The sequence below is a fragment of the Phycisphaerae bacterium genome (assembly GCA_018003015.1).
GTDB lineage: Bacteria > Planctomycetota > Phycisphaerae > UBA1845 > PWPN01 > JAGNEZ01.
The window spans coordinates 17,573-35,258 of sequence record JAGNEZ010000061.1 but is presented as its reverse complement, the minus strand read 5'-3'; the positions used below and the strand labels follow the sequence as shown (position 1 = coordinate 35,258).

Below are 17,686 nucleotides of genomic sequence, written 5' to 3'. Positions count from 1 at the left end.
GCGTGGGGCCAGGTCGGTCACGCCGGTGAACATGCGACCGTAGTTGGCGGTCATGTCCGAGGCCAGCTTGCCGAGTTCGTCGCGGGACAACGGTGGGGTGTCGATTGCGGAAGCGCTCTGGCTGGCGGTTGTCTGCACGGCGGCCAACAGGTCGGTCAGGCCGGAGATGCTCGCGTCGAGCGGGATGACGCCGTTGCTCTTGAGTTGTTGCACCAACCGGTCGAGGAAGACGCTGCTGCCCGCAGCGGCGTCGCCGGCGATGGCGAAGACCCACAACGGTGAGAAGTGCATGGCGAACAGGCCGGCGGTCTCAAGTGCCCCGCCCACGAGTTTCTTCTGCACGAACGCCGGGTCGGCCGCTTCACCCGCGGCGGTCTTGGTCTCTTTTTCGATCCGGGCGATCTTCTCGATCAGGAACCGCTGCGTGTCGCCGAGGAATATCCGGTACATTGTCGTGCCGCGGAGTGCCTCGGGAAAGAGGGTTTCGGTCAGTAGCGACGTCGTCCCTCCGACGACAGCCGCAAGGGAGCGGATGGTTCGTTCGGGCAGACTGACCATGTAGCCGATCTGCTGGCGGATGGCGTCAAGCAGGCTGAGCATGGGCGGTTGATCTCCAGGCGGCGACAGGTGCCGCGACGGAGAGGATAACGCCTCTTGCACAGGGTGAGAAGCGCCCGATAGCGGGTGAGACCGGCGGGGGGATGATTCGCACGCTACACGTCTGCCGGACGGGTCGCGAGGCGCTCGATGGCCAGGACAAGCCGGCGGGCGATTTGGGCTTTGGTGCCCTGGATCGGGCGCGACCAACCCTGGCGGGTGGTGTAGAGCTCGACTCGTGCGTGGTCTGCTCCGAGGTTCTCGGGGCCGTTGAGCACGATCAGATCGCAGTTCTTCTTTTGGTACTTGCGCCGGGCCTTGGCGTAGCCTCCGTGGTCCTCCATCGCAAAGCCGACCAGCAGTCGGTTTCCCTTGCGACTGCCGAGTGCGGCGGCGATGTCTTCGGTCGGCTCGAGTCGGACGCGCATGACCTTCTTTGGCTTGGGGATCTTGCGGCCTGCCCGAGTCGCGGGGCGGTAATCGGAGACGGCTGCCGTCATGACCGCGACGTCGGCGGTCTTGAACGCCTGCTTGCAGGCCCGGGCCATGTCGGCGGCAGTCACGACGCGGACGACCTTGACGCCTTTGGGGGCATGGATCGTCGCCGGCCCGCTTACCAGTGTGACCCGGTGGCCTCGTCTGGCCGCCGCGCCGGCGATGGCGTAGCCCATCTTTCCCGATGACGCGTTGGAGATGAAGCGTACCGAGTCGAAGTACTCGCGAGTCGGACCGGCCGAGATGAGCACGTTCACGTGATGTGCCTCAGGGAGATTGTCTGGGTGGCTTCAGTCGAAGTAGCTGAGTGACCGCGTCGAGGATGGTGTCGGCTTCCGCCATGCGGCCGGTACCGGTCGTTCCGCAGGCCAGCCAGCCCTCGCCCGGCTCGACGAAGGCGTAACCCCATTCGCGGAGCGAGATCACGTTCCGCTGGACGATGGGGTTCTCCCACATCCGCGTGTTCATGGCAGGGGCGAGCAGGGCGGGGCAACCGCGCCCCAGCATGAGTGTAGTCACGAGGTCGTCACCGATGCCGGCCGCGAACTTGCCGATCAGGTCGGCGGTAGCCGGTGCGACGAGCAACAGGTCGGCCAGTTCGGTGAGGCTCAGGTGCTGGGGGTCATAGTGTCCTTCGGTCTGCCACAGGGTGGTAAAGACCTGGCGCCGGGTGAGGGCCTGGAAGGTGAGCGGGGTGACGAATTTCGTCCCGGCGTCGGTCATGGCGACGTTGACCCCGCAGCCTCGCTGGACCAGCCGGGATACGACGTGGCAGACCTTGTATGCGGCGATCCCGCCGCCCACGGCCACGATCACTTCGTACCCGTTCAGGTCAGGTGTCATCGTCGGTACTTCCGGCCTCCGGCGTCACGGCCGAGTCCTCGCCGATCTCGGCGGTGATTTTCTCGCCGATGATCTCCTCGGCGATGATGTCGAGCTCCGTCTTGCTGGCGGTGTCGACCAACGGGCGGCTGCCCTGCATCAGCTCGACCCACCGTTTCTGCATGAGGGCGGTGAGTTTGAACCGGCCGCCCACTTTCTTGATGATCGTGTCGTCCTTCAATGCCTCGATCATGCTCGTCGTTTCTCCTGTACAATCCGCTCAAGCTCCAGGACGGTCTTTTCCACGTCCTGGTTGACCACGAAGTAGTGGTAGGCCCCGCACGCGCGGGCTTGGTCCGTTTCCTGTTCGGCCTTGCTCAGTCGCTCGGCCACGGCCGCCGGAGAGTCCTCCGCCCGGCCCACCAGGCGGCTGCGCTGCTCTTCAGTCGTCGGGGCGGTGAGGTAGACGCCCACCATGTCCGGGAAACGGCGCTTCACCTGGATCGTGCCGTTGATTTCGATCTCCAGGATGACGACTCGCCCGGCGGCAAGGGCCTCGATCACCGGCTCGGCCGGCGTACCGTAGTACTGCCCCCCGTACACCTGGGCGTGTTCGATCACCGCTCCACGTTCAAGCCGCCGCTCGAACTCCTCGCGGCTGATGAACCAGTAATCCCGACCATCCACCTCGTGGCTTCGCCGGGGCCGGGTGGTGATTGACACGCTCAGCAGGGCGTCGAGCCGCTGAGCAAGCCGCTTGCACACTGTCGTCTTGCCGACCCCGCTGGGCCCGCTGACACATACCAGGATACCGCCCATGCCGCTCACTCGATGTTCTGGACCTGCTCCTTGAGCCGGTCGATAGCCCCCTTGACCTCCACAATATGGTGAGCGATCCGGGCATCATTGGCCTTGCTGCCGATCGTGTTGGTCTCCCGGAGCATTTCCTGGGCCAGGAAATCGAGCTTTCGCCCGGCCTCGCGGCCTTCGCGGCACAGCTTCTCGAACTGGTCGAGGTGCGAGCCCAGCCGGGCGATCTCCTCGTTGATGTCGCACCGCTCGGCGTACAGGGCGACCTCGCGTTTCACGTCATCGAGCTGGAGCTGGAGCTTGGCCTCTCCGATCAGCTCGTTGGCCCGCTGGGTCAGCCGCTGGTGGTACTCCTTCAGGACGATGGGAGCCCGTTCGGCGATCGACGCCAGGTTTCGGCGAATCTGCTCGCACTGGGCAACCAAGTCCTCGCAGAGGGCCTGTCCTTCAACTTCACGCATCTGGAGCAGGCGTTCGATAGCCCGCTTCGAGATGCCCTCGATGATCTTCCACTGATGCTCGCGCTGAGCATCGTCCATCTCCGGGGGCTGGCACACGCCCGGCAGGCCCAGCAGGGCGGCCAGATCGATACTGGTGACCGCGTCTGCCGAGGCTGCCCGCAGCTGCTGCAGGTAGCTCTTCAGGGCTGCCACGTTGATTTCCTGGGCCGCGTCCGCGGTCGTGTCCCGGACCCGGAGATGGTAGGAGACACTGCCGCGATTCAGCCGTGAGCGAAGCAGCTTCTCGATTTCCGACTCGAAAAGCGAGAGGTGCTCCGGCAACTTGATGGTGGCCTTGAAGTAACGGTTGTTCAGACTCCGCACCTCCAGCAGATACGCCACGCCGTCGTCGCTGCATTGCACCTCGCCGTAACCCGTCATGGAGTGAATCATGGACGCGCTGGCCTCCAAGCGTGGCCGCGACTACGACGGTGACCGTCAGCCGGGCTGCGTGGTCGGCGTCTTCTCGGCTGGTGCCGCCTCGTCCGACGCATCGCCGCTGTCCTGCGGCGCCCCGACGGGGGCCACGACCGGCGTGGTCACGGACGCTCCGGTGACGGGGACGAAGTAGTAGTTGCCGAGAATCGACGCCAGGATGAAGGCTGCGGTCAAGCCGACGGTGATCCAGGTGAACACGTCGCCGGTCTTGGCGCCGAACGCGCTGTGGCCGCCCGCACCGCCGAAGGCCCCGGCCAGTCCGCCGCCCCGGCCCTTCTGGAGCAGGACGACGATGATCAGCAGAGTACAGATGCCCACGAACATGGTCGTGACGAGCAGGTGCACCCACGTGGTCCCTGAAGCCAGAATCTGCATCTCGAGTTATCCTTCCTGGGTCCCCTTGGCGGGGACGGTCTTTGAAATCACTTTCCGCCAGCCTGAGCGGCGATCCCGCCGTTGATGATCCCGAGGAATTCCTCGGCCTTGAGGCTTGCGCCGCCGACCAGAGCCCCGTCCACGTCGGGCTGGCCCATCAGTTCCTGGGCGTTGCTTGCCTTGACGCTACCGCCGTACTGAATAATCAGCTTGCCGGCGACGGTACTATTATACAGACTGGCGATCTCGCCGCGAATGAAGGCATGGGCTTCCTGGGCCTGGGCTGGTGTGGCCGTCTTACCCGTGCCGATCGCCCAAACCGGCTCGTAGGCGATGACCACTGAGTCCAGAGTGACGTCTACCCCGAGGACCTCCCGGATCTGGCGGCGCAGGACCAGCTCGGTCTGGTTGGCTTCCCGTTCGGCGAGCAGTTCGCCCACGCAGTAGATCACCTTGAGACCGGCGGCGAGAGCGGCCTTGACCTTTTTCTTGAGCACTTCGCCCGTCTCGCCCAGGATGTGCCGACGCTCACTGTGTCCGATAATTACCCAGGTGCAACCCACGTCCTTGAGCATCTGGGGTGCAACCTCGCCGGTGAACGCCCCGCCGGCCTCGAAGTAGCAGTTTTGAGCGCCCATGATGATGGAAGGCGGCAGGACCTCGGCCACGCTCTTCAGGTAGACGGATGGAGGGAAGACTCCCACGTCGATCCCGGGCTTGGCCGGCAGACCCGCCTGGATCCCCTTGACCAAGGCCTTGGCGTCGGCCAGATTCAGGTTCATCTTCCAGTTGCCCGCCACATACTTGCGTCGCATCGTCATCTCCACTCTGGTTCGTTCAAGAATCCTCGGAAGCTCTGGGGAATGACCCCAGCACGTTAAGTCTCAGGCAGTGGCCCCGGGCGGCCTCGACGGCCTTCTTCAGTCGAGGTTCCTCCTGATGGCCTTTAAGATCTCCGAAGAAGTAGTATTCCCAGTTCCGTTTCTTGCTCGGCCGGGACTGGATGAACGACATGTTCACCCCTTGTTCGCGGAAAGCCTGCAGCACGTTCACCAGGGCCCCGGGCTCGTCCTTGGTAGTGAAGACCACGGATGTCTTGTCATCGCCGGTCGGTCTGGCCGCCTCGTTTCCCAGGACGAAGAACCGAGTGACGTTCTTGGCGTTGTCCTCGATATTGGCGCACACGATCTTGAGCGAGTACAGCTCCGCGGCGAGGGTGCTGGCAATCGCCGCCGCTCCCGGTTCCGATCGAGCCATCTCGGCCGCCTTGCTCGTGCTTGCGACCGGGATCGTGGTCCCCGCCAGATCCGTCTCCGCCAGCCATCGCTGGCATTGGGCGAAGACTTCCGGTTTCGAGTAAACCTGCTTGACCTCCTCCAACGGGCAGTTAGCCAGCAGGTTGTGATGAATCACCCGGTTGATCTCGGCGCAGATCTGCACATCGGTTTCGACCAGTGCGTCCAGGGTATCGATCACGCCGCCGCCTACGGAGTTCTCGATTGGCACGATGCCGAAATCGGCATGCTCGTGCGACACCTCGTGGAAGACGCCCTGAATGTTGGCCACGGGTTCGTATTCGACGCTCTGGCCGAACTTCTCCACCGCCGCCAGATGGGAGTAGCTTCCCTGGGGGCCAAGGTAGGCGATCCGCAGGGGCCGCTCCAGGGCAAACGACCCACTCATCAGTTCCCGCCAGATCGCCATCAGGGTCTTGTCGGGCAACGGTCCCTGGTTCGCCCGGCAGATCTTCTCCAGGACCGCCTTCTCGCGATCCGGGGCATAGATTGGGGCGCCCGAGGTGCTCTTCAACTTGCCGACCTCGACCACGACTGTGGCGCGACGGTTGAGCAGGGCGACCAACTCCTGGTCGATGTTGTCGATCTGTTGGCGCAGTTCTTCGATGCCCATGCCCAGCCACCTTGGATAGCCGACCGCGACGGCTTGCTTCGTCTTTTCGTCTGGCACGCCGGCGCGGGGATCCCCCGCGCAGGTCGAGAACCCCACAGTGTAATCCGCCCGGGTCCCGAATGCAAAGTGCCGCTGTTGGATTGCGTTGCATGGTGCGTAACATCCTTTGTGGCAATAGGTTGAGGTCTTCCATGAGCTGGTCTGGCCTCAGCCCGAGCGGGGTGCTCCCAGGTTGTGCATCGCGAACAGGCGGGCGGGGCTTTCCGGCTGGCCGGTCTGTGCTGAAAGGTACGCCGCCTGGATCACGGCCATGGTCGGCAGGTGCTGACGCAGCGTGGCTCGGATGCGTCGAGGGGATGCCGCCAGCTCGCTCAGGAAGCCCTCGATCTGGGGCTGCAGGGGATTGGGAGATCGTTCTCGACGGCTGAGCACCTTTGTTCCCGTCCGGTCGCGGACCACAATCTGCTCCGGCTCGATGTGGATGGAAACCCCGGTGCCAAACAGAACCAAGGTAGTGGCCGTTGGACCCGCCGTCCAGCAGGTCGTGACGACCGCGACGCCTCCGCCAGGGAACTGGCACACCAGGCCGGCGGTGTCTTCGGTGTCGTACGGGAACCGTCCGCCGGGCCGCGAGACGCCGGCCATTCGGGCGTAGACCTGATTGGGCGTACCCATCGCCTGAACCAGAGCATCGACCACGGTGTAGGCCCGGTAGAGCAGGACTCCGCCGCCGGCCCGCTGCGAATCGCCGCGCCAGTCGAGGTCGTCGTCCCAGCAGATCATCGCCTCGCCACGGCCCAGGAAGAATTTGCCCGCTTGTTCGAGAGCCAGCGAGTCGGGCTGCATGGCCGGTTCGACCCCCCAGCTTCGCGAGACGGCGATCGGGCATTCCGCCTTCTCAAACCGGTCCATCAGCTCGACCGCCTCGGCAAACTGGCGCATGGCCGGGCTCAGCATCCACACCGGGATCTTTCGTTCGGCGGCCAGGGGCAGGTACTTGACGCGTTGGTAGGGGGGGGCGGCCACAAACAGGGCGTCCAGCGGGCTGGCCACGATCATCGAGCGGAAATCGTCATACGTGGTCACGCCGGGATGCTCGGCCGCGAATTGCTCGATGGCCTTGGACTTCTGGCTGGCGACGGCCGTCAGCTCGCACCAGGAGCTCTGCCTCAGGATCTGGGCAATCCGCCGGCCGCCGCGGCCAAGTCCCATCAGTCCGACCCGCATCACGCCCATGGGGGTACTATACCCGATTCTGGGGCACGTGTGTGGCACGGGGGTCTGAACCGAAGCGTCGTATGTCTTGTCCGGGCTCCCTCCGTGGTCGACGGTGGTCGTCTCGCCAGCGAGGTTTCCGTGCGGCACCGGCGCTTCAGTGAGGGAACTCCGGTTTGTGGGCCGGTCTTCAGCCTCCGGCGTGCGGGCTCTGCTGATCTCATGACTGCGAGCTCGCCAGCACAGCCAGCTCCGCCAGCCCGATATTCGGCGAACTCATCTTGACCGCAGTCACCGTGAATCTGACCCAACTGATGGTCTTCGGCTCGAAGGACACCTCCACACCTTGCCCGGCCTCGTCGGGTAGCGGCTGGGTCAACTCGAGGGTTGTCCCGTCGCTGAACTCCAGCTTGCCGGCGATGATCTGGTCGAGCGAGTTCGGTCGGTCGAAAAGCTGGATCCGGCGGACGGTTTGCGGCGAAGCCCAGGTCAACTTGATCCACGCCCCCAGGGTCTCGCCCTTGGAGGCCCACTCCTCGGCGGTGCTGCCTGGGAATCCGCCGACCACGCCGTCGATCGCACCTTTCGCATAGTAGCCGTCGTAGACAGAGCTGGCTTCGACCTGGGCGGTTTGAGCCACATTCTCCCGGCCGGCCAGCGGGTTCGGCGCGATGGTGGGCTTCTCGCCGGGTGCCAGCAGCTTGACCTCGTGCAAGCACAGGCCGTATCGCCCGCCTGGCGGGTTGATCCTGAGCTTTATTCCGTTCCAGTCGGGTGCGAAGTTGGCCGAGTAGCACAGCCACAGCGTCCGGCCGTCTTTGTTGATGAACTTCGATGGGAAGTTGAGGAAATAGCCCTGCTCGCCGAAGTCCTTCATGTAGGTAACCAGCCTCCAGGGGCCGGTGATCGCGTTGGCTTCCAGAATGTACGATCGCATCTTCGCGCAGGTTGGCCAGCCGTCGGTCACGCACATGAGGTACTTCTTGAGCGGCGGGTTGTAGGTGACCGTTACGCAGCCCATGTTGTTGTTCCACTCCAGTACGGGCTTGATCTTCGCGAAACTACCCGTCCACACCGGTTTGCCCTGGCCGTCGTGCCCGGCGAAGAACTCGTACTTCTTCACGTCGTTGATGTTTTCCAGGCTGGGCGTGACCCGGGCCAGATAGACCTGGTCGCCGGTGATCCAGCTCAGGTTTGCGTAGCGGGGTTTGGGATCGTTCTCCTCGGCCCCCATACCCACGAGGTAGGCCTTGCCGTCCGGCGAATGCTCCATGTTCCTGCCGAAATCGGCGAAGTGCGGGCAGCCCATCTTGACCGAACCCATGAACTTGGCCGGCTCGGGGAAGAGCGGCTTTACCGGCGACAGCGGCGAGGGCGTCCACGTCTTGCCGTCATCGCGGGAGATGCGGAAGCCCGGCATCGGCCCGAGCACCGGCCAGTTGTAGGTGAAGCCCTGGTGGGTCACCGAGCCGGACGGGCCCAGACAGTAAGTGCCGTAGTACCAGATACCGTTGTGGACCAGGCTGCCGCACGGGTAACGGCCCTCGTACGGCCGGGGGCTGGCCGGCTGCGGCGGGGCGGTGTTCTTGATCGTCAGCCGGAGCGGATCGTCGCCGATCAGTACACCCTGTCCGGCCACGGCCTGCTCGCCGCCCGAGCCCGAACTCACGCCGTCCGTGTTGCCATCGGTCCATGGCGAGTACAGATTGCCGTCGCTGGCCCAGGACGGATACCATGTGTCGCCGCAGTGGTAGTTGCTGTGCCGCCCGGTGAAGAACACCCCCGTCAGACTCTTGGACAGCTCGAACGGACAATCGTTGGGCGGCTCCGACGGCCACACCTGGCTACCGACCGGCGGGGCGTCGATCATCCGTTGTTCCGCCGCCGAGGCGAGTGGTGCAGTCCAGATCCAACCTCCAAGAAAGGCCGGCAGCAGGGTGACAGTTGTGCGAATCGGGTGGGTTGACTGAACAGTCGGCATGTGTTTTCGCTCCTCAACTGGGGAGGTGCTGATGATCGGGGCGTCCAGCCCTTCTCGACCGCCAGCATAGCATCAAGATCTCGGGACGGCATGGGTTCGATCCGTGCCTGGCGGGACATCTTTCGCAGTGCTGTGGCGACTGGTGGGGTGACACGGCTTCACCTCGCGATTGTGTCCCGGCCGCCTTCTTGTTCGGGCGGCTCTCGCATCCCGAGGGCTTCGTGTCCCGTAGGGACGTTGTTTAGTGGCCTGGGGGTGCAAGCCGCTGGTGAGGAGCTTCATCCCGCGCAGTTCGGATTTCCTGGCCGTCCTGTCCCACTGTAGCATTGCTGGAGATAGCCGAAATCGCTCTGATCGACATCGGAATCCCGGTCTCGGTCGAAAGCCTTGCATCCCGCCCGCGCCGGCACCGTTGGTCCCGATACGCACGCGACGAACGTGTCCAGGTCCGCCGTGTCAACATCGCCGTCCCCATCCGCGTCGCCGAAGACCAAGGCCGGGCAGCCGAATGCGTCGACGGCCGCTCCAGCGATCGTGCAGGGGCACTGGTCCTTCGAATCCTCAACGCCGTCGGCATCCGCGTCGGCGAGAACCGTGATCGTCTTGCTTGTCTGCTGCTCGCTTGTTGACCCTCCGTAGTAGATCGCTTCGATGGTGACGGACGTGTCGTTTGGCATGAGCGGTGTGGCCAGATACTGCCCGCGCAAGACGAACGCTCCCTGGCCGTTGGATACCAACCAGTGGCAGTGCTCCGACAGGGTTACATCCTGAATGGTGCCGTCATCGAAGGTGGCCAGACAGGCGAAGTTCGCGGCGTGTCCTTCGGCCACGGCATCAGGACCGGAAATGGTCAACTGCGTCAGTTGGTGGATCGGCATCGAGTAGATCCCATTGGCGCGTGCTTCCAGGGCCACTTGCCTGCCTCCCAGTCCAGTTTGATTCTCTCGCAGGAGCACGGCGTCGGCCGAAAGCTCCCACAGGTTCTGCCCGGCAGCCATGTACTGGAAACTAATCTGGGCGCTATTGGCTTGGTTGGGTGTGTCGTTGTTGATGGTCGCTGGGGGTACGCTCCCCGGGCCGACGGTATCGCCCGGGTTGCAGAACACTGCGGGGGTGGCGATGTATGCCGGGTACAGCTTCGAAAGTGCCGGCGGATAGTGGCCTTCGTGGTCCTCAGCATAGCTGCGGAGCGCTGCCCCGATGGCCTCCAGGTTGGCACGGGCCGCCGCGGTGAACGACGGCGGGGACATCGTTGGGGCCAGGAAACTGATGCCGCCCCTCGAGCTGATCGCGGCGTGGACCCCGAGGCCGCCGTTGTTGGAGGTCGAGTGATCATGGACCACCAGGAATGGTGCGTCGGCTGCACTGCCGCCGATGTATCGGAAACTCACCTGGTCGCTGTTGATCCCGTTCAGATCATCGTTGTCGATCGTCGTCGGGCACGGATCGCTGTCGCCGGGGTTCCAGAATACCGCAGGGTTGGAGATCAGCTCCGGGTAGAGCATCGAGAGCCGGGGAGGGAACGCCTCGTCGTTAGCATTCGCGTACGTGTACAGCGCGGCCATGATCTGCGTGAGATTCGCCCGTACGATCTCGGATGGGCCGGACGGCGAGACACAGTTGCTCGCGTGCAGCTCCGCAAACGACCGCGTGACCACGACCAGCCACAGCGCGGCGGCGACGCCCAGGCCACTCAACATCAGACCTGATCGCTTGGTAAGAGCCATGAGCACCCCCCGCGCAGGGATATCAGAGACACTGGGCAATCCCCCGTGATGCCCGACCATGCCTCTGGAGACATTGTTTGCATTGTACAGAACCCTCCAAAGGGTGTCCAGGGCTGTCGTCGGCACATCACGGGGTGATCGGCGGCTTGTCGTCCGGTCGATACCGTGTCCATCTTGCTGCAGACTGCCATCCACGGCAGGAAGGAGAAGCTGAATACAGGATGAACGCGATGCGATACCTGCCCATCGGCATGATTCTGCTCGTATTGGGTCGCCGCAGAGCCGAAGAGGGCTCGCGATCCTCCAGCCCCTTACCCGTCAGCCAGCCCGTGCAGTAAGCACCTCCGGGTCATCTTGCCCACCGACCGGCCACGAGCCAGGTAGTGTTCAACGCGGCCGACAGCCATGCAGACAAGGTCGAACATCTCCGTAGGAGTAGGCGGACCCGGGAACATGTTGTTGCCGCAGCTCGCCAGGCGGGCACCCACGAGCATCGGTTTTGCCGAATGAGGGCTAGGGCAACACCATCACGTCTCTGGTCAGGCACATATACTCGCTCTCCTCATCCTGCCAGCAGTACTCGATGGTGTAAGCGCCGGGCGTCAGGCCCTCAACCGTTGTGGTTGTGTCGTAGCAGCACAGGCAGAAACACGGGGTGGTGAGGGTCTCTGTCTCGTAGAAACGCAGGTTCGGTCCCTGAGCGTTCAGGGTGACCTGGATACTATCGAGGCAGCAGTTGTAGGCCGCGTTGCGGTGCGTCACCTGAAGGGAATGGCCCTGCGCGATAATGTCGAGTTCATCCTTGCCGCACCAGGGATAGCCGTTCTCGGTGGAATGACCCGGCCTGCAGTCGCTTCGCCGACTCCCCGTGATTTGAGGCCCCTCGGGAGCGCAATGCGGATCCGCCGGCTTATTCGCTTCGCTGTAGCATCGCTGGAAGATGCCGAAGTCAGACTGGTCTACGTCCGTGTCGCGATCGAAGTCGGTCCTGGCGCAGTCGCCCGCACAGGCCACGGCCGGACCCGAAACGCAGGCTTCGAACGCCGCGAGATCGTCCAGGTCTACATCGCAGTCGCAGTCGAAGTCGGCCGGAGTCGAAGCCGAGATCGTGTTGTTCACGATGCAGCTGTTACCCTGCTGGCAAGCGGTGGGGCAATTGGGATTCCAGCCGCCGGTTACCCGGACCCGATCGCCCACACCGAAGCCGTTGAGATACTCCAGCATGTACAGCCCTCCGCGGTCAGCCTGGAACAAGACACACTCCACTCCCTGCACGAGCACACCACAAGCCTCAATGCAGCTGTGGATGGTGTTGCCCTCGATGCAGCCGCTGGCGCCCAGGCAGCCGGGGGCGCAGCCCGGGTCTGGATTCACGATCCCAGTGACGTGAACTCGATCGCCCAGACGGAAGTCGCCCAGGTTGTCGAGAACGTAGAGGTCTCCGGTATCGGCCTGGAACAGGAGGCAATTCGAGGGGCCGTACGTGATCACGCCGCAACCGTCGAACTGAATCGGCAGCAGCACGTGCAAGGCGTCGAGACCGAAGTCGGCCAAGTCCTCCAGTGGGCCGAAAACCTCCATCAGCTCGCGGTTTCGCGCGATGACGCGGCCCGTGTCACTGAGCAAGTCGCCTTTTCCGACCGATCCCCATTTCAGGTCCACGAAGTTCGCTCCGGTGGAGAACCAAACCTCTCCCCAGGGCCACGCATAAGCGGCGTCCAGGCCAAAGCTCTTCGGCACGGGTTCGACCGGCTGAAAACCGGCCATCAGCTGGGCACTGGTCTTGACGATTCGGCCGTTGTCGGACAGCAGGTCGGCATCGCCGATGATCACGCCCAGCTTCTGCGAGAAGAAGCTCTCCTCGATCGAGAAGAGCAGGGCCCCGTCCGGGCCGATGCTCACGGCGTCCAGACCGAAGTCGGGCACCGGGGGTTGGGGCAAGAACGGAGTGACCAACTCGGCGTTGTGACGGACGATCGTGCCCGCATCGCTCAGCAGGTCGCCATGGCCCAGCGGGCCGAGCGATGTGCTGACGGCGTCGGTGAGGGTCGAGAACCAGATCTCCAGGGCCTTCGTCGCCGGTGGCCGCGACGGGAGCACGAGGGCTACAGCGTCCAGGCCGAGGTCAGGTACCATCGGCATGATCCCCAACCGCGCCGTGAGCTGGGCATTCGTCCGAACCACTTGGCCCGTAGGACTGAGCAGGTCGCCTTCGCTGACAGGGATTGCCCCTGTCGAGGCGTGGAAGCCGACTTCGGTTGAGAACCACAGGGACGGCCACGGCACGGCCACCAGGTGAAGGGTGAACATGCGCAGTGGATTGACGGGCGAGACCTGCGGCAGGTCGATCTCAATCCAAGAGAAAGGTGCCTGCGTGGGCACCTGCCCGCTGTCGAACTCCAGGTGGTCAAACTCGTTGATGGATCCCTCGAGCGTCATTCGCTGGAGGAGAGCCACCTCGCCGCCTATTCGGTAGGCACCTTGGCCCTTGCCTTCATAGCCGAGCTCCCCGCCGAGGCTGCGAATGACCAGATCGCGGATCACGTAGTTGGAGAAGAGGGAATCCTGCACGGTCAGATGCAGCCAGAAGCTGCCCCGGACGGGGACGGTCACGGTGGGCCGGCCGCATACTGGGCAATCATCGGTCAGCGTGCTGCCTTCGACGATTCGATATCGAGCGGGAATGGGGTCGGCAACTGCGGGGCCGCAAGCGACCAGCAGAACGACCGCCGCTCGGATCCGGACAGTGAGACGCATGGCTTATCTCCCCAGATGGGCCTCCAGCCGCGGGGAATGCAGCCGGCAACGACGCCGGTCTGCGGCACGGCTCTCTCGGCGAGTCGTTGAAGTGTTGGGTACTGGCGCACCCTGCGGAGCGCCGCCGGTTTCCCCGGCGCGTCATCGACTCGTCTGGGTCGGATGTGGGTGCCGCTCATCGGCGGCGTTCTTCGCTTGTCTTCCCTCCTGGGCAGAGACCTGTTGCGGGACGCCGGGCCATGGGGGCAGGCAAGCCCAAGCTACACCTCAAGTGTACCCCACGACGAGGTGCAAGATCAAAGGTCAGCCGGTCTTCTTGCTCTCGCCTGTCGGGATGAGATTCTGGGGGGGTGGCAAGGCCGGTCCTCGGTTCAGGCGGCTGCCGGAGCAGTTCGCAGCGTGCGGATTGGTCTCCAGGGTGTACAGGCACGGCCTTCATTAAGCCCATGTCATCTATCGACTTGAGCCGTGTCATCCATTGACTTCAAGAGCCGATCGATGCCGTAGTCGCTTAACGTGATCTCGGCGGGGTCGAGGTCTCAGATCACGGGCAGGTCGTGGGATGAATGTGCGAGTTCCTGAACCCGTATTCGAAGAAGTATCCCACGTAGGGGTACTCGTCCGGGCACATTCTCTGAGACCATGATCGCCCGGATGCGCGGCCGGGGACGCTTCCCTGAGACAGTTGTGACCGGAGCGCTGAACGATGGCCGAACGAGGTCCGGTGGCGCAGCCGGGCGAGAAGATCTGGGGACTCAGAGAGTCGTTGGTCGTCAAGCTGGGGGCCACGGAAGGCAGTCGTCTTGTCTGCCCGCGACAAGCTGGGCATAATGCCAGCCGATGCTCCAGAGGTCTTAATATCACCGGAAGGAGCGGCATGCACACGCGTCGAGAACTGCTGGGGGCGGCCGTCGGTTCGGCCGCTCTGGGGTGGTCCGCCTCAGCCATGGGGGTTGCGCTGAGCCGGCCGGATGAGGCAGGTGCCGCGAATTCATCGGAGGGTGATTCCATCGTCCCACGTTCCAGGCCCCCGGCTGGCAGCGTGCTTGTCGCCACCTTGCAGGGACTTTCCCCCGGTGAGGCATCCGCGTTCACCGTGATGCAAGGCCTCGTCAACCGCACGCAACCGCGGGTGTATTTTGTGCACGACGTGGAGGATGCGTACTGGCTTCATTGGCTTCAGGAACGCGGCGATGTCGACAGGGTGGAGTGGATTGGGCGTTACGACATCTTTCGCCGCGTCCGGGGTCAAATCAAGGGCTGCATCGTCACCGACCCTGCCCTGCCCGCAACGAATAACGTGGCCATGCTGCTGGGCAGCATCGATGATTGCCTGGTTGTTTCCCCCGATTTACTGGACGCCTTTGACCTGCCGATCCACGAGGACCTCCGTGGCCGATGGAGCCAACCCGCCGACGCCTATCGCTGGGCCTACGAGAATCTGTTTGATTCGGCCAGCAGGCAACTTCTTGCGCATATGGGCGCCTACTCCTGCCGTCTGCGCGATTACATGACCGAGTTCAAGGTCTTCACCTTCTGGTTGTCAGGCAAAGACGACGACAACGGCCACAAAGAGGTCGCCCTGGCCCGCGAGGTCTTCCAGCGCATCGGTCCCAACCATCCGGTCGTCGGCTGGTGGGGTGCGCACGGTCAGGCGGAATCCCGCGGCATCGGCGAGGGCCCGGGCGTGGATCTCATCGCCCAGTACGGTCTGTTTACCGACTGCATGGACCTGGACGGTCACTGCCAGGGTACATCCAACGTGTCGGTGCATTCGGGCACCCGAGCCGTCTTCAAGCAGAAAGCAGCGCCGCCCGTGCCGAAGCTCGAGAACAAGGTGTACTTTTCGTTCGTGAGGACTGACGGCGACGGGACCAACTTTTGGCGGCAGGAGTTCCTCCGACGCTGGTCCGACCCCCAGCATGGCCGGGTCGCGATCAGCTGGCCCATTGGCCCCATGGCCAGCGATTTCATCCCGGACATCATGGACTGGTTTTACCGGTACGCCTCCGCCAACGACCACTTCATGGTCGCGGTTTCCGGGATCGGCTACACGCGGGAGAACCTTTACGGCGCCGAGCTCTCACCGGAGATGCGGAGCCAAAGCTTTGAGCAGTTCCGCCGCTTGACCGCGAAGTACATGAAGCGCATGGATCTGCATCACATTCACACCCACAAGACCAGTTCACCATCGCTGGTGGAGGAGTACGCGCACATCGAAGGACTTGACGGCCTGTTCCTGAACTACGATCGCGAGCCCGACACTACCGCCGACAACGCAACGGAAAGCGTCAACGGCGTTCCTGTGTTCCGCTCGGTTACCGTGGGGCCGGAGGTCAAAGGCGAAAGTTGGCCGGCCAAGATCCAGAGCGTCCTCGCCCAGATCCGCGAGTTCACGCCGGTCAGCCGGCCGGCCTTCCTTCATGTCACCCTTCAGAACTGGTGCGTCGGTGAGCCCACGAACATGCTGTCCTGCGAGGTGATTCGCGACATCCAGCAAGCTCTCGGGGCCGACTACGTAGCCGTCCGCGCCGACCATCTGGCGGAGCTGTACGCACAGCACAAGCCGTGACCTTCGGTTCCATTCGCCCGGTGATCCACACCGGCTGGGTATCGGAGGATCTGGTTTTCGGGGCAAGGATCCGGATGGGAGGCCGGCCGGTTGCAGGGGATTCGTGGCCCGGCGGCTTGCGGAGGTGTTCCGTTTGTCATGCTGGAATGGGTGAAACCCAACCATACCCTGCCTTGCGGCATCGTGCATCAACCCTGTCTACGACCCAAGTCAGGCGTCGACAGGAAGTTGCGACGTCTTGTTGATGTGCTGTTCCCAGGCGGTGGTTACGATCTCCCGGCGCGTTTCTCACGGCACGTGGAGGGCCGCACTGCAGCCCTGGTTTCCGGGGGCTGGAAGGTAGTCTCCGCCCGTTTGGGCGCCTGCGAAAAAGGGGAAGACCTTCCGAAGAAGGCTAGGCGCAGGGAGGGAAGGCGCCATAGAATGATCAAGGTGTCCCGGCACCGCATGCCTTGGCTTCGTAGCCGCCAAGGGCAAACAGGAATGTTTGTTCGCATGTCTTCGGGAGGAGGCTCAGAATGAAAGCATTACTGTTGTGTGGGCTCGTATTGTTGGCCGTCACGGCCTCGTCTGCCGCGTGGCCGCTGGCAGACGGTGGCTTCGAGGACGGCGCATCCGGCTCTGGCGGCGTCGTAGTCAGTGGTCCGACGGCGGGCAGCCTGACGGAGTTGCCCTGGATGTACGACATTGACCATTACCCTCTTGGTGACCCTGCCCCGCTGTGTAAGGTGACGATCGGTCCTTCAATCGCCAATGCGCATACCGGGCTGCAGGCGATGAGAATCGTCATTCAGAACAACCCCGCTGGTGTGTCCGTGTACCAGATCCTCGGCTCGGACATGACCGGTGGCAAGACGGTGGATTATAGCTACGCTCTGTATCCCAAGCTCATTGCCCAGGACGAGTACAACTACTGGGTCGAGATCGGCTATGTCAAGGACGTTCCGAACGACGCCACCGCTGTAGACCCCAACGATCCACTCAGCGAGCTTGTCTTGATCAAGAGGTGGGATCAGGCGGACGGAACGCCGCTGCACGACCCGAATGTGCTAGACAAGGGCTGGCTGACGGGCAGTGGTTCGTTGACGCTCGAGAACACGACCAGCACGGTCGCTTTCTTTGTCAAGGTTGGCGGCCGGGCGGAAGTCAGGATGTTCTTCGACGACCTGACGTTCACTCCCGAGCCGACGGCGTTACTGCTGTTCGGACTGCCGATGCTGCTCCTGCTCCGTCGTCGGCGCTGAGCCGAGGTTACAGGGCAAGAAGTGTTGAGCTGGGTGGCCCAAGAAGAGAAGCGAGTTTCCTGGATCAGCGGCGATCTTGGCGGCCCGTTTCTGCTGTGGCTTCTGCCCGGCGTGCTGGCCGCCGATGGAGGCGAGTGGTGGGTTGATCGAGGTGGAGAAGCTGGGGTGGGGGAGGGGGCCCCATGTGGTGGTCGATTGGGGTACAGTTGTGAAGGCGTCAGCGACCCGGTGAGCGAGGTGGTGGG

The 17,686-nt window shown here is 63.6% G+C and carries 14 protein-coding genes and 1 pseudogene; 2 read left to right on the top strand and 13 right to left on the bottom strand.

Annotated features, from left to right (window positions below; translation table 11 throughout):
• From KA354_20265 to KA354_20205, 13 genes and pseudogenes are all read right to left on the bottom strand, one after another.
• Positions 1 to 600 (bottom strand): hypothetical protein (locus KA354_20265; protein ID MBP7936984.1); only part of this gene is annotated, 600 nt, incomplete at its 3' end.
• 113 nt (positions 601 to 713) lie between these two features.
• Positions 714 to 1,349, bottom strand: coding sequence for a phosphopantothenoylcysteine decarboxylase (locus KA354_20260; protein ID MBP7936983.1), 636 nt, complete (start codon positions 1,347 to 1,349; stop codon positions 714 to 716).
• A gap of 10 nt (positions 1,350 to 1,359) precedes the next feature.
• Positions 1,360 to 1,923 carry a phosphopantothenoylcysteine decarboxylase gene (locus KA354_20255; GenBank protein ID MBP7936982.1) on the bottom strand — a complete coding sequence of 188 codons (564 nt, stop codon included), beginning with the start codon at positions 1,921 to 1,923 and terminating at the stop codon, positions 1,360 to 1,362.
• A gap of 1 nt (position 1,924) precedes the next feature.
• Positions 1,925 to 2,167: a DNA-directed RNA polymerase subunit omega gene (locus KA354_20250; protein MBP7936981.1), complete on the bottom strand. Its 243-nt coding sequence runs from the start codon at positions 2,165 to 2,167 to the stop codon at positions 1,925 to 1,927.
• A complete protein-coding gene (gene gmk / locus KA354_20245) occupies positions 2,164 to 2,733 on the bottom strand; it encodes a guanylate kinase (protein MBP7936980.1) in 570 nt (189 codons plus the stop codon). Before gmk ends, KA354_20250 begins: the two co-directional genes overlap by 4 nt.
• 5 nt (positions 2,734 to 2,738) lie before the next feature.
• Positions 2,739 to 3,617, bottom strand: coding sequence for a YicC family protein (locus tag KA354_20240; GenBank protein MBP7936979.1), 879 nt, complete (start codon positions 3,615 to 3,617; stop codon positions 2,739 to 2,741).
• 45 nt (positions 3,618 to 3,662) lie between these two features.
• Complete coding sequence (gene secG, locus KA354_20235) at positions 3,663 to 4,037, bottom strand: preprotein translocase subunit SecG (GenBank protein ID MBP7936978.1); 375 nt, start codon at positions 4,035 to 4,037, stop codon at positions 3,663 to 3,665.
• A 47-nt stretch (positions 4,038 to 4,084) separates the two neighbouring features.
• Positions 4,085 to 4,852 carry a triose-phosphate isomerase gene (locus KA354_20230; protein MBP7936977.1) on the bottom strand — a complete coding sequence of 256 codons (768 nt, stop codon included), beginning with the start codon at positions 4,850 to 4,852 and terminating at the stop codon, positions 4,085 to 4,087.
• 22 nt (positions 4,853 to 4,874) lie between these two features.
• Complete coding sequence (pheA, locus tag KA354_20225) at positions 4,875 to 5,945, bottom strand: prephenate dehydratase (protein MBP7936976.1); 1,071 nt, start codon at positions 5,943 to 5,945, stop codon at positions 4,875 to 4,877.
• Positions 5,946 to 6,152: 207 nt separating this feature from the next.
• Entirely contained in the window at positions 6,153 to 7,181 is a 1,029-nt protein-coding gene (locus tag KA354_20220; GenBank protein MBP7936975.1) for a Gfo/Idh/MocA family oxidoreductase, read from the bottom strand.
• 199 nt (positions 7,182 to 7,380) lie between these two features.
• Positions 7,381 to 9,141, bottom strand: a complete 1,761-nt coding sequence (locus tag KA354_20215) for a hypothetical protein (GenBank protein ID MBP7936974.1) — start codon at positions 9,139 to 9,141, stop codon at positions 7,381 to 7,383.
• A gap of 500 nt (positions 9,142 to 9,641) precedes the next feature.
• Positions 9,642 to 9,728 (bottom strand): annotated as a pseudogene (locus tag KA354_20210) (OmpA family protein).
• A 1,653-nt stretch (positions 9,729 to 11,381) separates the two neighbouring features.
• Positions 11,382 to 13,625, bottom strand: a complete 2,244-nt coding sequence (locus tag KA354_20205; protein MBP7936973.1) for a hypothetical protein — start codon at positions 13,623 to 13,625, stop codon at positions 11,382 to 11,384.
• A gap of 877 nt (positions 13,626 to 14,502) precedes the next feature.
• On the opposite strand from KA354_20205, the gene KA354_20200 reads away from it, so the two are divergent.
• Together KA354_20200 and KA354_20195 are read left to right on the top strand one after the other, a co-directional pair.
• Positions 14,503 to 16,197, top strand: coding sequence for a hypothetical protein (locus KA354_20200; GenBank protein ID MBP7936972.1), 1,695 nt, complete (start codon positions 14,503 to 14,505; stop codon positions 16,195 to 16,197).
• Positions 16,198 to 16,715: 518 nt separating this feature from the next.
• Positions 16,716 to 17,441, top strand: a complete 726-nt coding sequence (locus KA354_20195) for a hypothetical protein (protein MBP7936971.1) — start codon at positions 16,716 to 16,718, stop codon at positions 17,439 to 17,441.
• The last annotated feature ends 245 nt before the right edge of the window (positions 17,442 to 17,686 follow it).